At 63.3% G+C, this 16,095-nt stretch carries 19 protein-coding genes; 3 read left to right on the top strand and 16 right to left on the bottom strand.

The features are described from left to right. Positions 1 to 49: 49 nt before the first annotated feature. The 13 genes from QF036_RS18730 to QF036_RS18670 form a co-directional block, all read right to left on the bottom strand. Entirely contained in the window at positions 50 to 1,069 is a 1,020-nt protein-coding gene (locus QF036_RS18730; protein WP_307104281.1) for a pilus assembly protein TadG-related protein, read from the bottom strand. Next, on the bottom strand, positions 1,057 to 1,404 hold the full coding sequence (locus tag QF036_RS18725) for a TadE/TadG family type IV pilus assembly protein (RefSeq protein ID WP_307104279.1): 348 nt from the start codon (positions 1,402 to 1,404) through the stop codon (positions 1,057 to 1,059). Before QF036_RS18725 ends, QF036_RS18730 begins: the two co-directional genes overlap by 13 nt. Before the next feature lie 128 nt (positions 1,405 to 1,532). Then, on the bottom strand, positions 1,533 to 1,784 hold the full coding sequence (locus QF036_RS18720; RefSeq protein WP_307104277.1) for a Flp family type IVb pilin: 252 nt from the start codon (positions 1,782 to 1,784) through the stop codon (positions 1,533 to 1,535). A 94-nt stretch (positions 1,785 to 1,878) separates the two neighbouring features. Continuing rightward, the gene (locus tag QF036_RS18715) at positions 1,879 to 2,112 is read right to left on the bottom strand and encodes a Flp family type IVb pilin (protein WP_307104276.1); all 234 of its coding nucleotides are present in this window, start codon (positions 2,110 to 2,112) and stop codon (positions 1,879 to 1,881) included. Positions 2,113 to 2,449: 337 nt separating this feature from the next. Then, the gene (locus QF036_RS18710; protein ID WP_307104273.1) at positions 2,450 to 3,328 is read right to left on the bottom strand and encodes a type II secretion system F family protein; all 879 of its coding nucleotides are present in this window, start codon (positions 3,326 to 3,328) and stop codon (positions 2,450 to 2,452) included. A gap of 16 nt (positions 3,329 to 3,344) precedes the next feature. Further along, on the bottom strand, positions 3,345 to 4,295 hold the full coding sequence (locus QF036_RS18705; protein WP_307104271.1) for a type II secretion system F family protein: 951 nt from the start codon (positions 4,293 to 4,295) through the stop codon (positions 3,345 to 3,347). Further along, a complete protein-coding gene (locus tag QF036_RS18700) occupies positions 4,292 to 5,782 on the bottom strand; it encodes a CpaF family protein (protein WP_307104269.1) in 1,491 nt (496 codons plus the stop codon). The genes QF036_RS18705 and QF036_RS18700 overlap by 4 nt, the downstream gene beginning before the upstream one ends. Then, a complete protein-coding gene (locus tag QF036_RS18695) occupies positions 5,779 to 6,984 on the bottom strand; it encodes an AAA family ATPase (protein ID WP_307104267.1) in 1,206 nt (401 codons plus the stop codon). Before QF036_RS18695 ends, QF036_RS18700 begins: the two co-directional genes overlap by 4 nt. Next, positions 6,981 to 7,748: a Flp pilus assembly protein CpaB gene (cpaB, locus tag QF036_RS18690; RefSeq protein ID WP_307104265.1), complete on the bottom strand. Its 768-nt coding sequence runs from the start codon at positions 7,746 to 7,748 to the stop codon at positions 6,981 to 6,983. The genes QF036_RS18695 and cpaB overlap by 4 nt, the downstream gene beginning before the upstream one ends. Before the next feature lie 46 nt (positions 7,749 to 7,794). Continuing rightward, complete coding sequence (locus QF036_RS18685) at positions 7,795 to 8,805, bottom strand: TadE/TadG family type IV pilus assembly protein (RefSeq protein ID WP_307104263.1); 1,011 nt, start codon at positions 8,803 to 8,805, stop codon at positions 7,795 to 7,797. After that, positions 8,793 to 9,197, bottom strand: coding sequence for a TadE/TadG family type IV pilus assembly protein (locus QF036_RS18680; RefSeq protein ID WP_307104261.1), 405 nt, complete (start codon positions 9,195 to 9,197; stop codon positions 8,793 to 8,795). Before QF036_RS18680 ends, QF036_RS18685 begins: the two co-directional genes overlap by 13 nt. A gap of 102 nt (positions 9,198 to 9,299) precedes the next feature. Then, a complete protein-coding gene (locus QF036_RS18675; protein ID WP_307104260.1) occupies positions 9,300 to 9,506 on the bottom strand; it encodes a Flp family type IVb pilin in 207 nt (68 codons plus the stop codon). Between the two features lie 270 nt (positions 9,507 to 9,776). Further along, entirely contained in the window at positions 9,777 to 10,442 is a 666-nt protein-coding gene (locus QF036_RS18670) for a prepilin peptidase (RefSeq protein ID WP_307104258.1), read from the bottom strand. 304 nt (positions 10,443 to 10,746) lie between these two features. Between QF036_RS18670 and rplM the strand changes: the two genes are divergently transcribed. The 3 genes from rplM to glmM all read left to right on the top strand — a co-directional run bounded on the left by rplM (position 10,747) and on the right by glmM (position 13,314). Next, positions 10,747 to 11,190 (top strand): 50S ribosomal protein L13, encoded by a 444-nt coding sequence (rplM, locus tag QF036_RS18665; RefSeq protein ID WP_003805351.1) that lies wholly within the window; start codon positions 10,747 to 10,749, stop codon positions 11,188 to 11,190. 36 nt (positions 11,191 to 11,226) lie between these two features. Then, the gene (gene rpsI / locus QF036_RS18660; RefSeq protein ID WP_003805350.1) at positions 11,227 to 11,733 is read left to right on the top strand and encodes a 30S ribosomal protein S9; all 507 of its coding nucleotides are present in this window, start codon (positions 11,227 to 11,229) and stop codon (positions 11,731 to 11,733) included. A gap of 222 nt (positions 11,734 to 11,955) precedes the next feature. Further along, on the top strand, positions 11,956 to 13,314 hold the full coding sequence (gene glmM / locus QF036_RS18655) for a phosphoglucosamine mutase (RefSeq protein WP_307104254.1): 1,359 nt from the start codon (positions 11,956 to 11,958) through the stop codon (positions 13,312 to 13,314). 130 nt (positions 13,315 to 13,444) lie between these two features. Here the strand turns inward: glmM and mscL are convergent, their stop codons facing one another. The 3 genes from mscL to coaA all read right to left on the bottom strand — a co-directional run bounded on the left by mscL (position 13,445) and on the right by coaA (position 15,901). After that, positions 13,445 to 13,858, bottom strand: a complete 414-nt coding sequence (gene mscL, locus QF036_RS18650; protein WP_307104252.1) for a large conductance mechanosensitive channel protein MscL — start codon at positions 13,856 to 13,858, stop codon at positions 13,445 to 13,447. Between the two features lie 85 nt (positions 13,859 to 13,943). Next, entirely contained in the window at positions 13,944 to 14,930 is a 987-nt protein-coding gene (locus tag QF036_RS18645; protein ID WP_307104250.1) for a M15 family metallopeptidase, read from the bottom strand. Positions 14,931 to 14,935: 5 nt separating this feature from the next. Beyond that, a complete protein-coding gene (coaA, locus tag QF036_RS18640) occupies positions 14,936 to 15,901 on the bottom strand; it encodes a type I pantothenate kinase (RefSeq protein ID WP_307104248.1) in 966 nt (321 codons plus the stop codon). Positions 15,902 to 16,095 lie beyond the last annotated feature (194 nt).

Here is a 16,095-nt window from a genome sequence, read left to right as displayed (position 1 = left end):
GAACTGCTCCTGAGGGTTTTGGTTCACTGAACTGCGTTACTGCAGAGGACTAGCTGGTCATTTCGACGACGGTGGCGCCATTGGGACTGACCGGGCCCAGCTTGTAGCCGTCCGCGAGGGAGACGTATTTGACAAACTTCCCGATAATGCCCCGGCAGTTGCCTTTGCACTCCAGCCCGGAGGTTGCAGAAGCGTTGTAGACCATGGGCAGTTTGTCCGAGCCGCTGAAGGCCCAGCCCTGGACGCTAAAGGCGACAAAGCTGGTGAGGTGGTAGGAGGCGCCCGAGCCCGTTCCCGTGGCGTCGTCGTAGACGGGTAACAGGACGATGACCGGTCGTCCGGCTCCGAGTTCACTGGCCCACTTATTCAGGACGGCGTCGCAATTCGATGGGCCATCGTTACCTGTGTCGCTGCCACTTTGATTGATGGCCAGATTTACCAGGCCGCCGCACTGTCCGGAATTCTGAACCGTCCAGGCGAATCCGCCCGGCACAGTCTTCCCCGCCGGCCCTAGTGGACAGTCCGCGTTGGCGTCAGCGGAATGATTCTGCAGCAGTTGCGCGGCACCGTCAACCATCCCTGAGACCTGGCAGATGGAGAATGCCAGCGGAAAGATGGTAGTTCCCTCCACCGGGCTGCCCCACCTCACACTGGAACTGGCGTTCACCTCGGCGCTCGGAATACCCAGGATCCCAGCGAAAAACAGCGATACGGAATTCGCGGAAGCACCAGTTTCCTTGGCCCCCGCAGTTACTGTCACGGTGCGGTTTGTCTTGTCCAGTGCGATGGATTTTACGTTGCTCAATCCGTCGATGGCGTTCTTGTTTGCCAGGTCAGCAGCGAGCGGTGACGTTGTTGAGCAGTTGGTATCGGTGTCATTCTTGGCACACTTCTGCGCCATCATGAGAGCGGCGGCGTCGGAACCGTTCTGCAATTGCGCTCGTTCTGAATACAGCTTGGCAGCGTCGATGGCAAGCGCGGCAAAACCGAGCATCATCACCATGAGAAAAGCGACGATAACCGCAATTCCGCCGCGCTCTCCGTCAGAAGAAGCCCTTAGCCTCCGCACAGCATGGTTCCTTTCCCTCTCATAGCAAATGGGCCGGCGATCCCAGTCAATGTGTTGAGGTTGTAGCTCACGGTGACCGTCATCTGAGTACCGACCGTGCAATCGGTGGCGCTGAATGTGATGTTGCCGTCGGCCAGGGCTGCGCCCAGCTGAGATGCCGCGTTTTTTGCGGCCGACCTCGCAGTGGTCTGGCTATTGTTGATGGCCATTGATCGTGCGCTTTCGCGGGCCGCATTCGTTAGCATGACTTGGGCGTTGTAAGCGCGCCCGAACTCCATTATTCCTAGCACCAACATGATCAAAATTGGGACTAGGAGCGCGAACTCGACGGCCACGGCCCCGCGTTCGGCATTCCTTGACAATATTGATCACCCTTCTGTGCGCGTGGAGTAGCGGGCCGGTCCTGTATGAAACCATTCGGGCGGTAACGCGAGTGCGCTACCGCCCGACGACTTGCTGCGAATTACCTGCAGCCGGCGGCTGCCGACTCATCAACACCGGTCGTTGCCGGATTGTCCGCAACTGCTGCAGCGTACGTCTTGCCCTGTACCTTGCACGCAACATCGTTGAACATCGAATTCAGGTTGCCGCCAAGGAGAGTCACGGCGACGATGATGACGACGGCGATGAGGGCGACCATGATGCCGTATTCGACGGCGGTCGCGCCCTTTTCGTCACGACGGACACTGGCGGCATTCGAGAAGAAAGCAAGCATTTTTACTCCTGTACGGTGAATGGAGACTGCCCAGTCCTACTTGTTGATGCGGGCAGTCGTAGTGGCATCCCACTTCGTCCCGCAACTGTCGAAGCTACGCGACGGAGCAGGTGCCAGCTGTAGCCGTACCGGTCGGCGCCGTGTAAGTGCCGCCCTTGATGTTGCAGGCAGTTTTGTCGAACGTGCCGCGGAGATTGCCGCCGAGCAGGGTGACAGCAACAATGATGACGACTGCGATAAGGGCAACCATGATGCCGTATTCAACGGCGGTGGCACCCTTTTCGTCGCGACGGACCTTGGCAGCAGCGTTAGAGAAGAAAGCAAGCATTTTTTACTCCTGAGCGAGTGTTGGGAAGCTGGTCCATCACCAGCTCTGTAAAAAAGTTAGCAACGCAATTGGCTGATAAACACCGATCTTGCAGCATCTTGCGCCAAGCCTTGCCAAGCTGTGCGAATCCCCTGAATACTGCGCTAATTCTGCGCATTTGGTGCGCGAACAGAGGGGGTATTTGCCGGGTGCGGACACGTAGAAGGACCCCTCGGGCAGGGGGAAGCCCGAGGGGTCCAGTCTCAAAAGGCGGTTCCGGCACTTAGCCGGGAGCCGCCGTCGTCCATTCAATGGACGGATTCAATAAAGCCGGGCAAGAAACCCGGGAAAAGAGAACCTACCGAGTGAACAGCGAAATGATGCTCATCACCGTCGGCCCCAGGACCATGATGAACAGCGTGGGCAGGATGAAGAAGATCAGCGGGAACAGCATCTTCACCGGCATCTTCATGGCGTGCTCCTCGGCGCGCTGCTTCCGCTTGACCCGCATGTCGCCGGCCTGCGCCTTCAGCACGCCGGCAATGGCAACGCCGTACGCGTCCGCCTGGACCACTGCGCGGATGAAGCTGCGGACGTCGGCCACATCAACCCGCTCTGCCATGGCGAGGTAGGCGTCTTTCCGAGACCGGCCCACCTGGATGTCCTGGAGGGTGCGGATCAGCTCCTCTGCCATCGGTCCTTTGCCATTCGTGCCGGCGCGTCCCATCGCCGCTTCGAACCCGAGGCCTGCCTGGACCGAGATCAGCATGTGGTCCAGGGCGACCGGCAGCTCCAGGCGGATGGCTTCCCGCCGCTTCTGTGCACGGTTACGTACCAGCAGGTCAGGGGTGAAATAGCAGAGGGCCATCAGCCCGACCATGATGAGGAACCGCTGGGCCGATGGGCTTCCAACAAAGAACAGGTACCCGGCGACTGCGCCCGCGAGGGCAAGCAGCGGCTTGACCATGATGACCCGGGCCAACGGCCAGTCCTTGGGCCGACCAGCGCCCGCAAGCTGCCTGTCCAGCCACGCCACGTAGCCCTTCGGCATGATGCGCTGGCTGGCCAGGGTCAGCTTCTCGCTGACGCTGAGCGCCGGCCCCTTGGCCCTGGAGACACGTCCGAGGTTTGCCTGGATGTTCCGGAGCCCCGCCCGGTCGCCGGTGAAGACGAACCACGTCATGACTGTCACAGGTACGATCACTGCCAGGATCGCCGCATAAGCCACAGGCTGCATGCTGACCACCTTCTTTCTAGAACTTTGGTTTGATGATCCGGCTGAGCCAGAAGCCGCCCGCGGTGAGCAGGACGACTGCCGCGGCGATCATGAGGTAGCCAGGCAGGGTGGCGGTGAAGACCCGGGAGTAGAGGTCGTTGAACGTTGTGAGGCCAACGAACATCACGATCGGGAGAGCCATGAGCACGATCGCCGACATCCGGCCTTCAGCGCTCAGCGCCCGGATCTGGCCCCGCACCTGGTTGCGGTCGCGGACAGTGTCACCCAGGTGGTCCAGCACCTCCGCGATGTCACCGCCCACCTCCCGGTGGATCTCGATGGCCTGCGAAATGGAGAGGAAATCCTCGCTCCGGGTGCGCCTGGCCACGTCCGCCAGGGACTCGCCGAGGTCCCGGCCGATCCTGGTTTCGTTGACAATCCGGCCCAGCTCCTCGGACATCGGCGGCTGGCTTTCCTGCCCGGCCGCATCCACCGCCCGCAGCAGGCTGTGGCCAGCCCGCAGACCGCCGGAGAACATCTGCAGCGTGTCCGGCACCTGCTGGTCAAACTGCCGACGACGGCGCGCTGCCAGGGCGTTCAGCAGCAGGTGCAGTCCCAGCGGGGTCAGCAGAGTCAGGAGGACAGCGGCGAAAACGCCGCCAAGGATAAAGCCGACGACCCCGGCCGTCAGGGTGATCACCCCCGACATGATCAGATAATCGCCAGGTTCCTTCTTCAGCCCGCATTCATCCAGCCGTTCCTGGGTAAGCAGGCCCGTTCCGCGCTTTTTGAGGCCCTTGTTCAACGCGCCCACGGCTTGGTCAGTCAGCCGGGTCAGCGAAGAGGCCTGGACTGGGACATCAGGCCTGCGGCGGGACATTGGAAGGCCAGAATTTGGCCTGAGGGCTACCCCGAAGACCAGGAAGATGGCGAGGTACAGGAGGACTAGTGCCACCACGAAAACGCCGGAGTCGCCTTGCACTGTCACCGCCCCCTTGACGGCGCCACACCGATGAGGGACGCTCCGAACACGGCCGGCGAAATCTCGATGCCGAGCTCGGCGAATCGCTCCGTAAACCGTGGCCGGACGCCCGTCGGCACCGGCTTCCCGAGAAAGCGGCCGTTGGCGTCCATGCCTGCCGAGTAGTCAAACACGAAGGCATCCTGGAGTGTGACGATGTCGCCTTCCATGCCCTGCACCTCGGTGATGTGGGTGACCCGGCGAGAGCCGTCGCGCATCCTGGTGATGTGCACCACCAGGTTGACGGCGGAGGCGAGCTGTTCCCGCACGGCACGAAGCGGAATGTCCATTCCTGCCATCAGCACCAGCGTCTCGAGCCTGGCAATGGCATCCCGCGGCGAATTGGCGTGCACGGTGGAGATGGAACCGTCGTGGCCGGTGTTCATCGCCTGCAGCATGTCGAGGCATTCGCCGCCGCGGACCTCACCCACCACAATCCTGTCCGGCCGCATGCGGAGCGAGTTCCGGACGAGGTCCCGGATGGATACCTCACCTTTGCCCTCGATGTTCTGCGGGCGGCTTTCGAGCCGGATGACGTGCTCCTGCTGGAGCTGGAGTTCCACGGCATCCTCGATGGTGACGATCCTGTCCTCGGGCGGGATGAATCCCGACAGCACATTGAGGAGCGTTGTCTTTCCGGTTCCGGTGCCACCGGAAACGATGATGTTCATCCGGGCCACGACACAGGCGTTCAGGAGCTCCGCCATCTCGGGCGATAGGCTGCCAAGGGACACTAGGTCATGGACTGTCAGAGCCTCCCGGCCGAACTTCCGGATGGTCAGTGCCGGCCCGTTAACGGCCAGCGGCGGAATGATGGCGTTGACGCGGGAGCCGTCCGCGAGCCGCGCGTCCACCAGTGGGGAGGATTCGTCGATGCGGCGGCCCACCTTCGACACGATGCGGTCGATCACCCGGCGCAGCGCGTCGTCCGAGGTGAATTTCGTGTCCGTGGGCAAGATGCGGCCCTGGCGTTCCACGTAGACCTGGTCGTAGCGGTTGACCATGACCTCCGTAATGGAGGGGTCATCGAGGAACCGCTGGATGGGACCATGGCCCAGGACGTCGTCGATGATGTCCCGGATGAGCCGCTGCCTCTCGGGGCCGGACAGTGGAACCTGCTCCTCGTCTACGACGATTTTCAGTTCATCCCGGACAAACTGATGGAGTTCCTCGTCCTCGAGCGTGGAGTCGGTGAGCCGTGAACCCAGCCGTTCAAAGAGCGTCTGCGTTGCCCGCTCCTTAAGGGCATTCAGGGCCTCGCTGGCAACGGAAGCGACGGCTGGCATCTCCAGGGCTGCAGTGGCGCTCGCCGCCGAGCCTGCGGCCTGCTCGTCATGTTTCTTGCCAAGGGTGGCGGCTGCCGGCTTTGGCTTGAAGACGTCAGCGGGCTGTGGCTTCTCGGGGTTGGGCTTGGGTTCGCCCCGGAGGTTCTGGAACCGGTCTGTGAGGTTCACTGGACTACCGCCCTTCTGTGCAGCTTCTTGTGGGGTCTTTCTTCCCAGTTCGGTTTGAAGCGCTCCACCAGTTGGCGGAGCCCTTGTGCGGCTGAGTCCCGGCTGCCGTCCTGGAGGATGGGCACTCCCTTGTTGGTGGAGAAGGGAAGCGTCTTGGAGCGGGGGAGTGCAACGTCCACGGGGGCGCCGATCGTGGCCTCGATGTCCTGCAGTGTGAGGCCTGCCCGACGGTCCGTCATATTCAGCACCACATGCCGTTTCTCCGGCAGCAGTCCGAGCTCGGCCAGGATCTGGAAGCCAGTCCTGAGTCCCCGGATGCTGGGAATGTCCATGCCGCAGATCCACACGGCGTCCGTGGCCTGTTCCAGCGTCGCCAGCACGTGCTCCCCCAGGCCCGGTGCCGTGTCCACCACGATGTAGTGGAACTCCTCGCGCAGCTGGTTCAGGAGCCGGCTGACCTGTTCACCGGAAATCCTGTCCATCTCAATGGGGTTCCGCGGCGCGCAGAGGGCGTAGATCCCGGCGGGGTGGACGGTGAGGTACGCCTTCAGGACCATGGAGTCCTGGCTGGCCGCGCCAACCACGGCGTCGGTGATGGTGTGTTCCGGATCCAGCATGAGTCCGCTGGCAATATCGCCGAACTGCAGGTCCAAGTCCACGATCACCACGCTCATGGGCGCGGATTTGCCAAGGCCGACGGCGAGATTGGTTGCCACAGTGGTCTTGCCGACCCCGCCTTTGGGGGACATGACGGCAATGACACGTCCGCCCTCTCCGTGGTCGGCGTGCTCGGACGCCCCCGGAGCCAAAACACGACGGCGGCCCGCGGCGGCGAGGCTGGCCCGCTCCAGCAGGACGCGGATGGCATCGGGGTCGGCGGCCGGGTCCAGCAGGTCGCGGACCCCCGAACGCATTGCCTGGAGGACGACTTCCTTCGTTTCGGGCACCACCAGGACAACGCTGATTTCGGGGTACTGCAGATCCATGACAGAGGCCAGTTTCAGGGAGCCGTCAACGGGCAGGCCGGGTCCGAGGATCAGCACCTCCGGCGGCTCACCGACGAGCTGCCGGAGGAAGTCCTGCGGGCTCTCGGGCAGATAGTCCGCCTGGAACACCCGCAGCGACCCGTGCATGCCGGACACAGCCAGCTGCATGCGGCGTTCGAACTCGGCGTCCGGCGTGATGAGGACGAAGCGGCTCATCGGAACAGCCTTCCGGTGTTCACTACGCCGGATGTACCCTCCACAGCGGTCGCCGGCTCCTTGGAAAGGTAAACGCTGCCGAACTCGGTGGCGAAAACGATCCGCTCAGCGTCGGCCGAGCTTCGGGCGAGAGTGATGAGGTAGGTGTCATCTGACGAAGCGGACTTCTTCGAGTTGAGGGAACCCTTCGCTGAATCCTCCTCGGCGGCGGCTTCCTGGGACTTGGCAGTGCTGCCGTTGCTGAACTGGGCCGCCGTGACCAGGACCTTGTGAAAGGTCAGTTGGGTTCCGCCGGACTTTGCAGCGGTGTCCTCCACGGACAGGAAGACACCAACGGTGTCGCCTGCTGCCAGCGTGCCGCCAACCACTCGCTCGATGGGAAGCTTCAGTGTGATCTCCTGCATGCCCGCGGGAACCGGTACTCGGGCCGGCCCGAGGATGGAATCGGCGTCCACCATGCGGGTTGTGAGGAGCTGCTCGCCCGGCATCAGGTCCACGGCGGCGACCTTCTGGCCAACCTGGTTAAGGTCGGTCACGGCGCCTGCGGCCACAGCCAGTTTCGGTACTTCTTTACGAACGACGGCGCCGGCAGCCTTACCGATTCCGGTGCCGGCCGAGATGGTCTTCTCCACCACATAGACGGATTCGGTTTCAGTGTCCGCCAAGGCACGCTTATCCGCATTCTGTACGTAATTGACCAAAAGAACTGTCCCGATAATTGCCACCAAGAGCGCGGCAATACCTCCCACTAAACGAGCTTTCACTGGTTTCCCCTTAAGAAATGTCTATTTCGATTGTCTTTTGCGCGCCCTAATCGATGAGCTTGATGTTCACGGTTCCCAAATCCGCTCCTCCACCCGACCCGCCGAAGGCGTCAATTGACTCGAATTTGACGAACTGGCCGATAATGCAGCGGTTGTTGCCTGCCGCACAGGCTAGGGCGGCATTCATGCCAGGATCAGTTGCCGTGTTTCGAAATTCGTAGTCGTGGTTGTTGCCGAACTTCCAGCCCCAGATCTTGAACGTCGCATAGCCGATGATGTGAAACTGGCCGTTTTGTCCCTGGTTTGTGGCGTCATCGAAGATGGGGAAGGCCACCTTGACCTCTCCGCCGGCCAGGATGGTGCTCTTCCAGCCATCGAGGACGGCGGCGCATCCGGACGGGGGATTGTTGCCCGGGTCCGAACCGATCTGATTAGCGCCGGTTTGCGTGGCTGCCTCGCACGGCGAACTCTGGTCCAGCCAGCCCCATCCGCCAGGAATCTGTGTGCCCGACGGTCCGGTGCAGGTTCCGCCCGGCTTATAGGAAATCTTCTGGACCTGCGCGGTCGGACTCGCCTCCGAAAGGTTGTAGCAATTGTCTGAAATCGCCAGCGGGAAGCCTTTGCCGCCCGAGGGCGGTTCCGCGGAGGCTATTGCGAAGGCCCCCACAGAGACCGGCGGTGCGTTCAGGACGCGCGCGAACAGCTTGCTCAGAAAGCTGTTGCTGCCGTTCTGAGTGGTGGTCCTGACGGTGACCTGGTCTGCTACAGACAAATCAACCTCGGAAACGTTGGACTGTCCGTCGTTGGAATTTCCGTTCGCGAGTGCTTCTGCAACCGCTTCGGCGTCCGCCTGGCTACACCCGGTGGCATGACAGGCCTGGGCCACAGCAATCGCGCCTGCATCGGCGCCGTTCTGGAGTTGCGCCCGCTCGGCATATATCTGGCCTACGTCCACTGCAAGGGCGCCGGCCCCGATGAGGACCAACATCATGACGGCCACTAGGACGCCGGCGGCGCCACGCTCACTGTCTTTTGGGGTATTTTTTAGCCGCCGCATCGCATGGCTCCTACTCCGGTCACGGTGACGGAACTTCCGAAGAGCCCCGTCAGGGTAGCTGCGGGGTATGTGATGGTGACGGTCATGTTGTTGCCATCGGCGCAGGCGGCGGGGCTGAATGAGTACTGGAAGTCACCGGTGCTGAGTCCGGGTGCGCCGGCGGCCGCGGCGAGGGCTGCTGCGCCCTGGTCGTCCTCGATGGCCATTTCCCTGGCTGCTTCCCGGGCGGCCTGGGTGACCGATATCTGCAGGTTGTAGGCGTGTGAGAACTCGACGATGCCTGCCACCAGCGCCAGAAGGATGGGCGCAACCAAAGCAAACTCGACGGCAACCGCGCCGCGATCTTTCTGGGCACGGACTCCCCTGGTGGAGCGTGAACTTCTGCGTTTCACTGGACCCTCCGCGAATAGGGACAGCTGGATTGGGGAGCGTGCCGCGTCCGCTTTAGTGGACGCGGCACGCGGGGGGAGTTGAGAAACTGCTTGGTTATCTCGCTAGTTGGCCCAGGCTGCGACGTGTCCGCCGAGCTCCGCGAACCAAGCGCTGAGGCCGTTGCCGAACGTCGTGACGCCGGCAACGATGATGAACGCGATGAAGGCCACGAGCAGTGAATACTCGGTGGCGGTGGCGCCTTTCTCGGAATTCAGCCGGTCCTTGATTCCGGACACGAAGGCAAGAACGGAGACCATAAGAGTAGTCATTGTTATTTCCTTAAGTTCGATGGAATAAATGCACCGAATTCCAGCCTCCCCCATACCGCGAAAGGGCTGGCACTTCGATAGCTAAAGAATCCACCTGACCGACGCCGGCAACAATGCGTAGTTCTACCCGACTTTCCCCCCAAGGAAATAAGTATTCCCCCCAAGCAGGTACTCGGATTAGGAAAAATACAAGCACTGGTCTACTTGGACACCCAAGAATTCATCAAGGTTCTTGTAGGAAATTCAACGTTTCACCTGCAATGCCGATCTTTACGATGCCAATAAAACAGTGCCTAAGGCAGCAGCCAGCATCGACGGTCCAAATGCGACTTCCGAGCTCAAATTGGCGCGTTTTAGCCTAATCAAAACGACGGATAAAATCCCGCCCAGGACGAAGCCGAGTGCTCCGCCGTAGAACAGCTGGCTCCACCCCAAGTAGCCCAAGTAAAGGCCCACCGGGGCGGCAAGCTTGACGTCCCCCATGCCGATACCGTTTGGCGAAATCAGGGCCAAAATCAGGAAAGTGACGAACAAAGCGGCGGCCCCTGCCGCCGCGCGAAGCAGTTCGTCCCACTCTGCCGCGGCGGAGCTGCCCAGAAAGAGGAGCGCGAGACCGGCCACCAGCAGCGTTAGCACGAGGGGATTCGGCAGCAAATGGTGAGCCAGGTCAATGCGGGCCAGCTGCACGCCGAGGACAGCCAGCAGTAGAAAAGCCGGCAGTGACCACTCCATCCCCAACCTCAGCGCAAGGGCGCCGCACAGCAATCCGGTGAGTGCCGCCGTCGTAATTCTTGTCCGTGCACCCGGCAATCCACCCAGGCGAGGGAGGGTGCGGGCGATGAGGAATTCAGCAAGCGGGCTCAGTAGAATGCCAAGGAGTCCAATGGCCACGGCAAAGAGCGGCCCGGCACTGGCGGCGATACCTGCTGACGACACATGGACTCCTGGCTGGAAGGGCCCGGCACTGGCGCAGGACCCCAAGCCCCCGCCACCGGATACCCCATTTTGACCCGGGCCTCCGGTTGGCGCTATTCTTGGTAGTCGTTGTGCGTGTCCTTTCTCGATGATGCGTGCCCGCTTGGGGATCCAGTTGCAGGATCGCTACCCAACGGGCATTTTCGGGACTAGGGGATAACTGGTCCATAGAGCCCTCACCTCTGTTCCGGTCGCGCATAGATAGTAGGCGCACCCCGCGTGACGCCTAAAACAAGAACGCCAGAACAAGAACGAGGCAAACACCGTGCGTACGTACACCCCGAAGCCCGGCGATATCAACCGCCAGTGGCACGTCATTGACGCCACCGACGTTGTCCTGGGTCGTCTTGCCAGCCAGACCGCAACACTGCTGCGCGGAAAGCACAAGCCGACCTTTGCGTCCCACATGGACATGGGCGACTTCGTCATCATCATCAACGCTGAAAAGGTTGCCCTCACCGGCGCCAAGCTGGAGCAGAAGCGCGCATACCGCCACTCCGGTTACCCGGGCGGCCTGACCTCCGTCAACTACGCGGAACTGCTTGAGTCCAACCCGGTCCGCGCCGTTGAGAAGGCCATCAAGGGCATGCTCCCGAAGAACTCCCTCGCTGCCCAGCAGCTGAGCAAGCTGAAGGTCTACCGTGGCGCCGAGCACCCCCACGCAGCCCAGCAGCCCAAGACTTTCGAAATCACCCAGGTCGCCCAGTAGTCCTGGCCACCAACACTTTTATCTACAAGGAGAACCGTGGCTCAGAACGATGAACTGACCACCGAAGCCGTTGAGGCTGAGGAAAACCTGACCAGCTACACCTCGGAAAGCGGCGCTGCTGAAGCTGCCCCGAAGAAGGAGCGCCCGGCACTGACCGTTGCCGGCGCAGCTGTTGGCCGCCGCAAGGAAGCCGTTGCACGCGTTCGCGTTGTGCCGGGCTCCGGCAAGTGGACCATCAATGGCCGCGAGCTGGATAACTACTTCCCGAACAAGCTGCACCAGCAGGACGTCAACGAGCCCTTCAAGATCCTGGATCTCGAAGGCGCCTACGACGTCATCGCCCGCATCCACGGCGGTGGCCCCTCCGGCCAGGCCGGTGCACTGCGCCTCGGCATCGCACGTTCGCTGAACGAGATCGACGTCGAGAACAACCGCGCCACCCTGAAGAAGGCCGGCTACCTCACCCGTGACGCCCGCGTCATCGAGCGTAAGAAGGCCGGTCTCAAGAAGGCACGCAAGGCTCAGCAGTACTCCAAGCGCTAAATCCGCTTGCGAAGCGCCGTCAGGCGCTTTCAGAAGCCCGTTCCGCCATTGGCGGGGCGGGCTTCTGCCGTTAATTCCCGTCCGCCGTCGAGCAGCGATTGGGTAGCCTGCCGCGTGTGACGCGCTGCCATGAGGCTCTGAACAGGACAAACGCCGACGCGCGGTGCCGCGGCAGCTACCAGGGGCCGGGACGGGCAGCTGAATCGTCTAAACTTGACCCCGATGTCTACATTATTTGGAACAGACGGTGTCCGGGGCCTGGCGAATGGCCTGCTGACTGCCGAGCTCGCATTGCAGCTGGCCCAGGCCGCCGCCGTCGTGCTTGGCCATGAACGCACCAGCGAAGGTGCACGCCCGCGTGCCGTCGTGGCGAGGGATCCCCGCGCAAGCGGTGAGTTCATCGCGGCGGCCGTGGAAGCCGGGCTCTCCAGCTCCGGCATCGACGTCTACGACGCCGGCGTCCTGCCCACTCCCGCAGCCGCCTACCTCGTGGCAGACCTGAACGCCGACTTCGGCGTCATGATCTCCGCCTCGCACAACCCGGCTCCCGACAACGGGATCAAGTTCTTCGCCCGCGGCGGCCAGAAGCTCCCCGACGAGGTGGAAGACGCCATCGAGGCCCAAATGGGCAAGGAAGCCTTCCGCCCGGTGGGCGGCGAGGTGGGCCGCATCCAGCGATTCTCCGACGCCGAGGACCGCTACATCGTCCACCTCCTGGGAACCCTCCCGCACAACCTCAACGGCCTAAAGGTGGTCCTCGACTGCGCGCACGGTGCCGCCAGCGGCTGTTCCCCCCAGGTCTTCAAGGACGCCGGCGCTGACGTCGTCGTCATTGGCGCCGAACCGGACGGCCTGAACATCAACGAAGGTGTGGGCTCCACGCACCTCGGCCCGCTCAAGGCGGCCGTGGTGGAGCACGGCGCCGACCTCGGCATCGCCCACGACGGCGACGCCGACCGCTGCCTGGCCGTGGACCACGAAGGCAACGAGGTGGACGGCGACCAGATCATGGCCATCCTCGCCGTCGCCCTGAAGAAGGCCGGCAAGCTTACGGACAACGTCCTTGTGGCCACCGTGATGAGCAACCTCGGCCTCAAGATCGCGCTCCGCGACGCGGGCATCGCCATCCGCGAGACGGGCGTGGGGGACCGCTACGTGCTGGAGCAAATGCGCGACGGCGGCTACAACCTGGGTGGCGAACAATCCGGCCACGTGATCCTCGCCGACTACGCCACCACCGGCGACGGCGTGCTGACTGGCCTGCAGCTGGCGGCACAGGTGGCCCTGACGGGCCGTCCGCTCAAAGAGCTCGCCACGATCATGACCAAGCTCCCCCAGGTCCTCATCAACGTGAAGGACGTGGACCGGAGCCGCGTCAGCGGTGACGGGACGCTGGCTGCAGCCGTCAGGGCCGCCGAAGCCGAACTGGGCGACACCGGCCGAGTGCTCCTGCGCCCCTCCGGCACTGAGCCCGTTGTGCGCGTCATGGTGGAGGCCGGCGACCAGCAGACCGCCCAGGTCATTGCCGAACGCCTCGCCCAGGTTGTGAAGACCCAGCTGGCACTGCAACTCGTCGACTGAGTTTCGCACTGACTGCAAAGCAGCCCGCCTCCCTGACGGAGGCGGGCTGCTTTTTTCGTTGCCTTGGGGCGCGCGTAGTTGCCTTGGTGGCCGTTCGCTGGCCTGTGGGGCCAGGCTGGTGCGGCTGGCGCTATTTGGCCGCCTGGTTCTGGGTCTGGTTCTGGCGCTGCAGGGCGTCGCGGATTTCCTTCAGCAGGGCTATCTGCGGATCCTCGGCCGCTTCCTTCTTGGTGTCCTGCCCGATGCCCAGCTTGCGGTTGCGGTGCTCGATCAGCCGGTTCATCGGGGCGACGATGACGAAGTAGAGTGCGGAGGCAACCAGCAGGAAGTTGACCATGGCGGTAAGCAGCACGCCGAACCGGACGTCGCCGAACGCCAGGAAATCATCAAAGTTCGGCTCTCCGACCAGCAACGAGATCAGCGGCATCAGGACACTCTTGACCAGCGCATCCACCACGGCGCTGAACGCTGATCCGATGACCACCGCCACGGCCAGGTCAATGACGTTTCCCTTGAGAATGAACTTTTTGAATCCACTAAGCATGCCAACCAAACTACCGCACCCTGTTTACGGGACGGTTTACGGGACGTTGACCGTCCCACGGTGGGCAGGCAACAGCGCACCAGCGTCAGCGGTAGCCGGGAGCGGCCGGCAGGCCGAAATACTGCTCCAGGGTGGCGATGCCGTGCCTCCGCATGTCCGTGGCCGCCTCCGCACCGATGTACCGCAGGTGCCACGATTCGTAAAAGTATCCGGTGATGGTGTGCTGCATCCACGGATACCGGACCACGAAGCCGAAACGGTGCGCGTTTGCCTTGGCCCAGACGGCGGCAGGCTGCTCGGCGAAGCAGGGCTGGAAGCTGCAGGCGCCGCCGCCGTCGCCGATGTCGAACGACCATCCTGTCTGGTGTTCGGAATAGCCCGGCCGGGCCGAGGCGGTGTCCGCCGCGGCCCGCCCCTGGGAGCTCACCCAGCCGTTGTACGTGACGGTCTGCGTCGCGTAGGACCGGTAGCCGCTCGCCAGCGTCATGGTGACGCCGTCCGCCGCTGCGGCGGCGAACATCCGTTCTGCGGCAGCCGCCGTCGTGCTGTTCAACTGGGCCGCCTCGCCGGTGACGGCGAGGGCCACGCGCGGTTGGACCAGATCGGCGGGAACGTAGTTGGCCGGCTTGAGCGGGCGGTGCTTATTGACGATCACCCAGGGGCTGGCGGGCGCGGTCAGGGAGTGCTGCTTGGCCAGACGTGACGCGGCCGACGGCGGGGCTGCCGCCGCCGTCGTCGTCGCCGTCGGCGACTTTGCGGACGGGGTGGCCGACGACGCAGCGGAGGCCGCCGGGGAAGCCGTTACGGATGCCTTGGCAGAGCTGCCGGCGGTCGCGGAGCCGGACCCCGGGGTGGACGCGGCCGGTGAGGCTTTGCCGGAAGTACTCGACGACGCCGTGCCCGAGGCGGTCGAACCCGTTGTCGGAGCGTCCGGTGCAGGGCCGGGGGTGCAGGCCGCGAGGGCCGACAGGCCGGTGCCGGTCATCAGGAGCCGCGCGACCGCGCGGCGGGTGGGGTGTTGTGGTCCGGGCTGGGCGTCGGCGGAGGGCCCCGGAGAGCAGTTACAGCACATGCGTGCTAGACCTTCCTCAGTAGCATCCTGCGGACGGAGTGGTCCGCTTCCTTCGTGAGTACAAGCTGCGCCCGTCCCCGGGTGGGCAGCACGTTCTCTTCCAGGTTGGGCTCATTGATGCGCTTCCAGATGTCGCGGGCCGTCGCTTCGGCTTCGGAATCGGACAACGTGGCATAGCGGTGGAAGTACGACTCCGGCTGCGCGAAGGCGGTGGAACGGAGTTTGCGGAACCGGTCCACGTACCATTCCTCGATATATGACGTCTTGGCGTCAACATAGATGGAAAAGTCGAAGAAGTCGCTCAGCGCCAGCCCCTGGCGGCCGTCGTGCCGCGGCCGCGCGGGAGCGAGCACGTTCAGGCCCTCGACAATGAGGACGTCCGGACGCCGGACCACCACTTCCTTGCCGGGGACGATGTCATAGGTCACGTGCGAGTACCAGGGTGCCCGCACCTCCTCGGCGCCGCCCTTGATCTCGCTCACGAAACGCAACAGCGCGCGGCGGTCGTACGACTCCGGGAAACCCTTGCGGTCCAGCAGCTGCCGGCGCTTGAGCTCGGCCAGGGGATACAGGAAACCGTCGGTGGTGATGAGCTCGACGTTCGGCGTGCCCGGCCAGCGCCGCAGCATCTCGCGGAGGACACGCGCGATGGTGGACTTGCCCACGGCCACGGAACCGGCAACGCCGATTACGAACGGCGTGCGCTGGGTCTTCTCGCCAAGGAATGTTGTGGTGGCTGCATGCAGCTGACCGGCGGCTTCCACGTACAGATGCAACAGCCGTGACAGAGGGAGGTAGACCTCGCGCACCTCGCTGATGTCCAAGGGGTCACCAAGGCCGCGAAGGCGCAGCACGTCCTCTTCATTAAGGGGCTGCTCCATCTGGGCCGAAAGCCGGGACCAGGTCTGCCGGTCCAGCTCCACGAACGGGGAAACACCCTCTCCGTTCGCTTCGTTGCGTTGCAAAGTCACCCTAGAGATTCTGCCCCTCCCGGCGCCGAGAGCGAAATGCGCCCCTTCTTGGGTGCATCTTGACCTTTTGCGTTACCGCGGCCCCATCGGCCAGTGCGTGCTGCTCGCCGTCCTGGGCGTCCGTACGCGGCGATGACGCCACGGGCGCGCTGACGAAGGACGTCGGACTGAGACGCAGGAGAAAGTCATCCGAC

Origin of the sequence: Arthrobacter globiformis (assembly GCF_030817195.1) — a bacterium.
Taxonomy (GTDB): domain Bacteria; phylum Actinomycetota; class Actinomycetes; order Actinomycetales; family Micrococcaceae; genus Arthrobacter; species Arthrobacter globiformis_D.
This window is presented reverse-complemented; position numbering and strand designations above follow the sequence as displayed.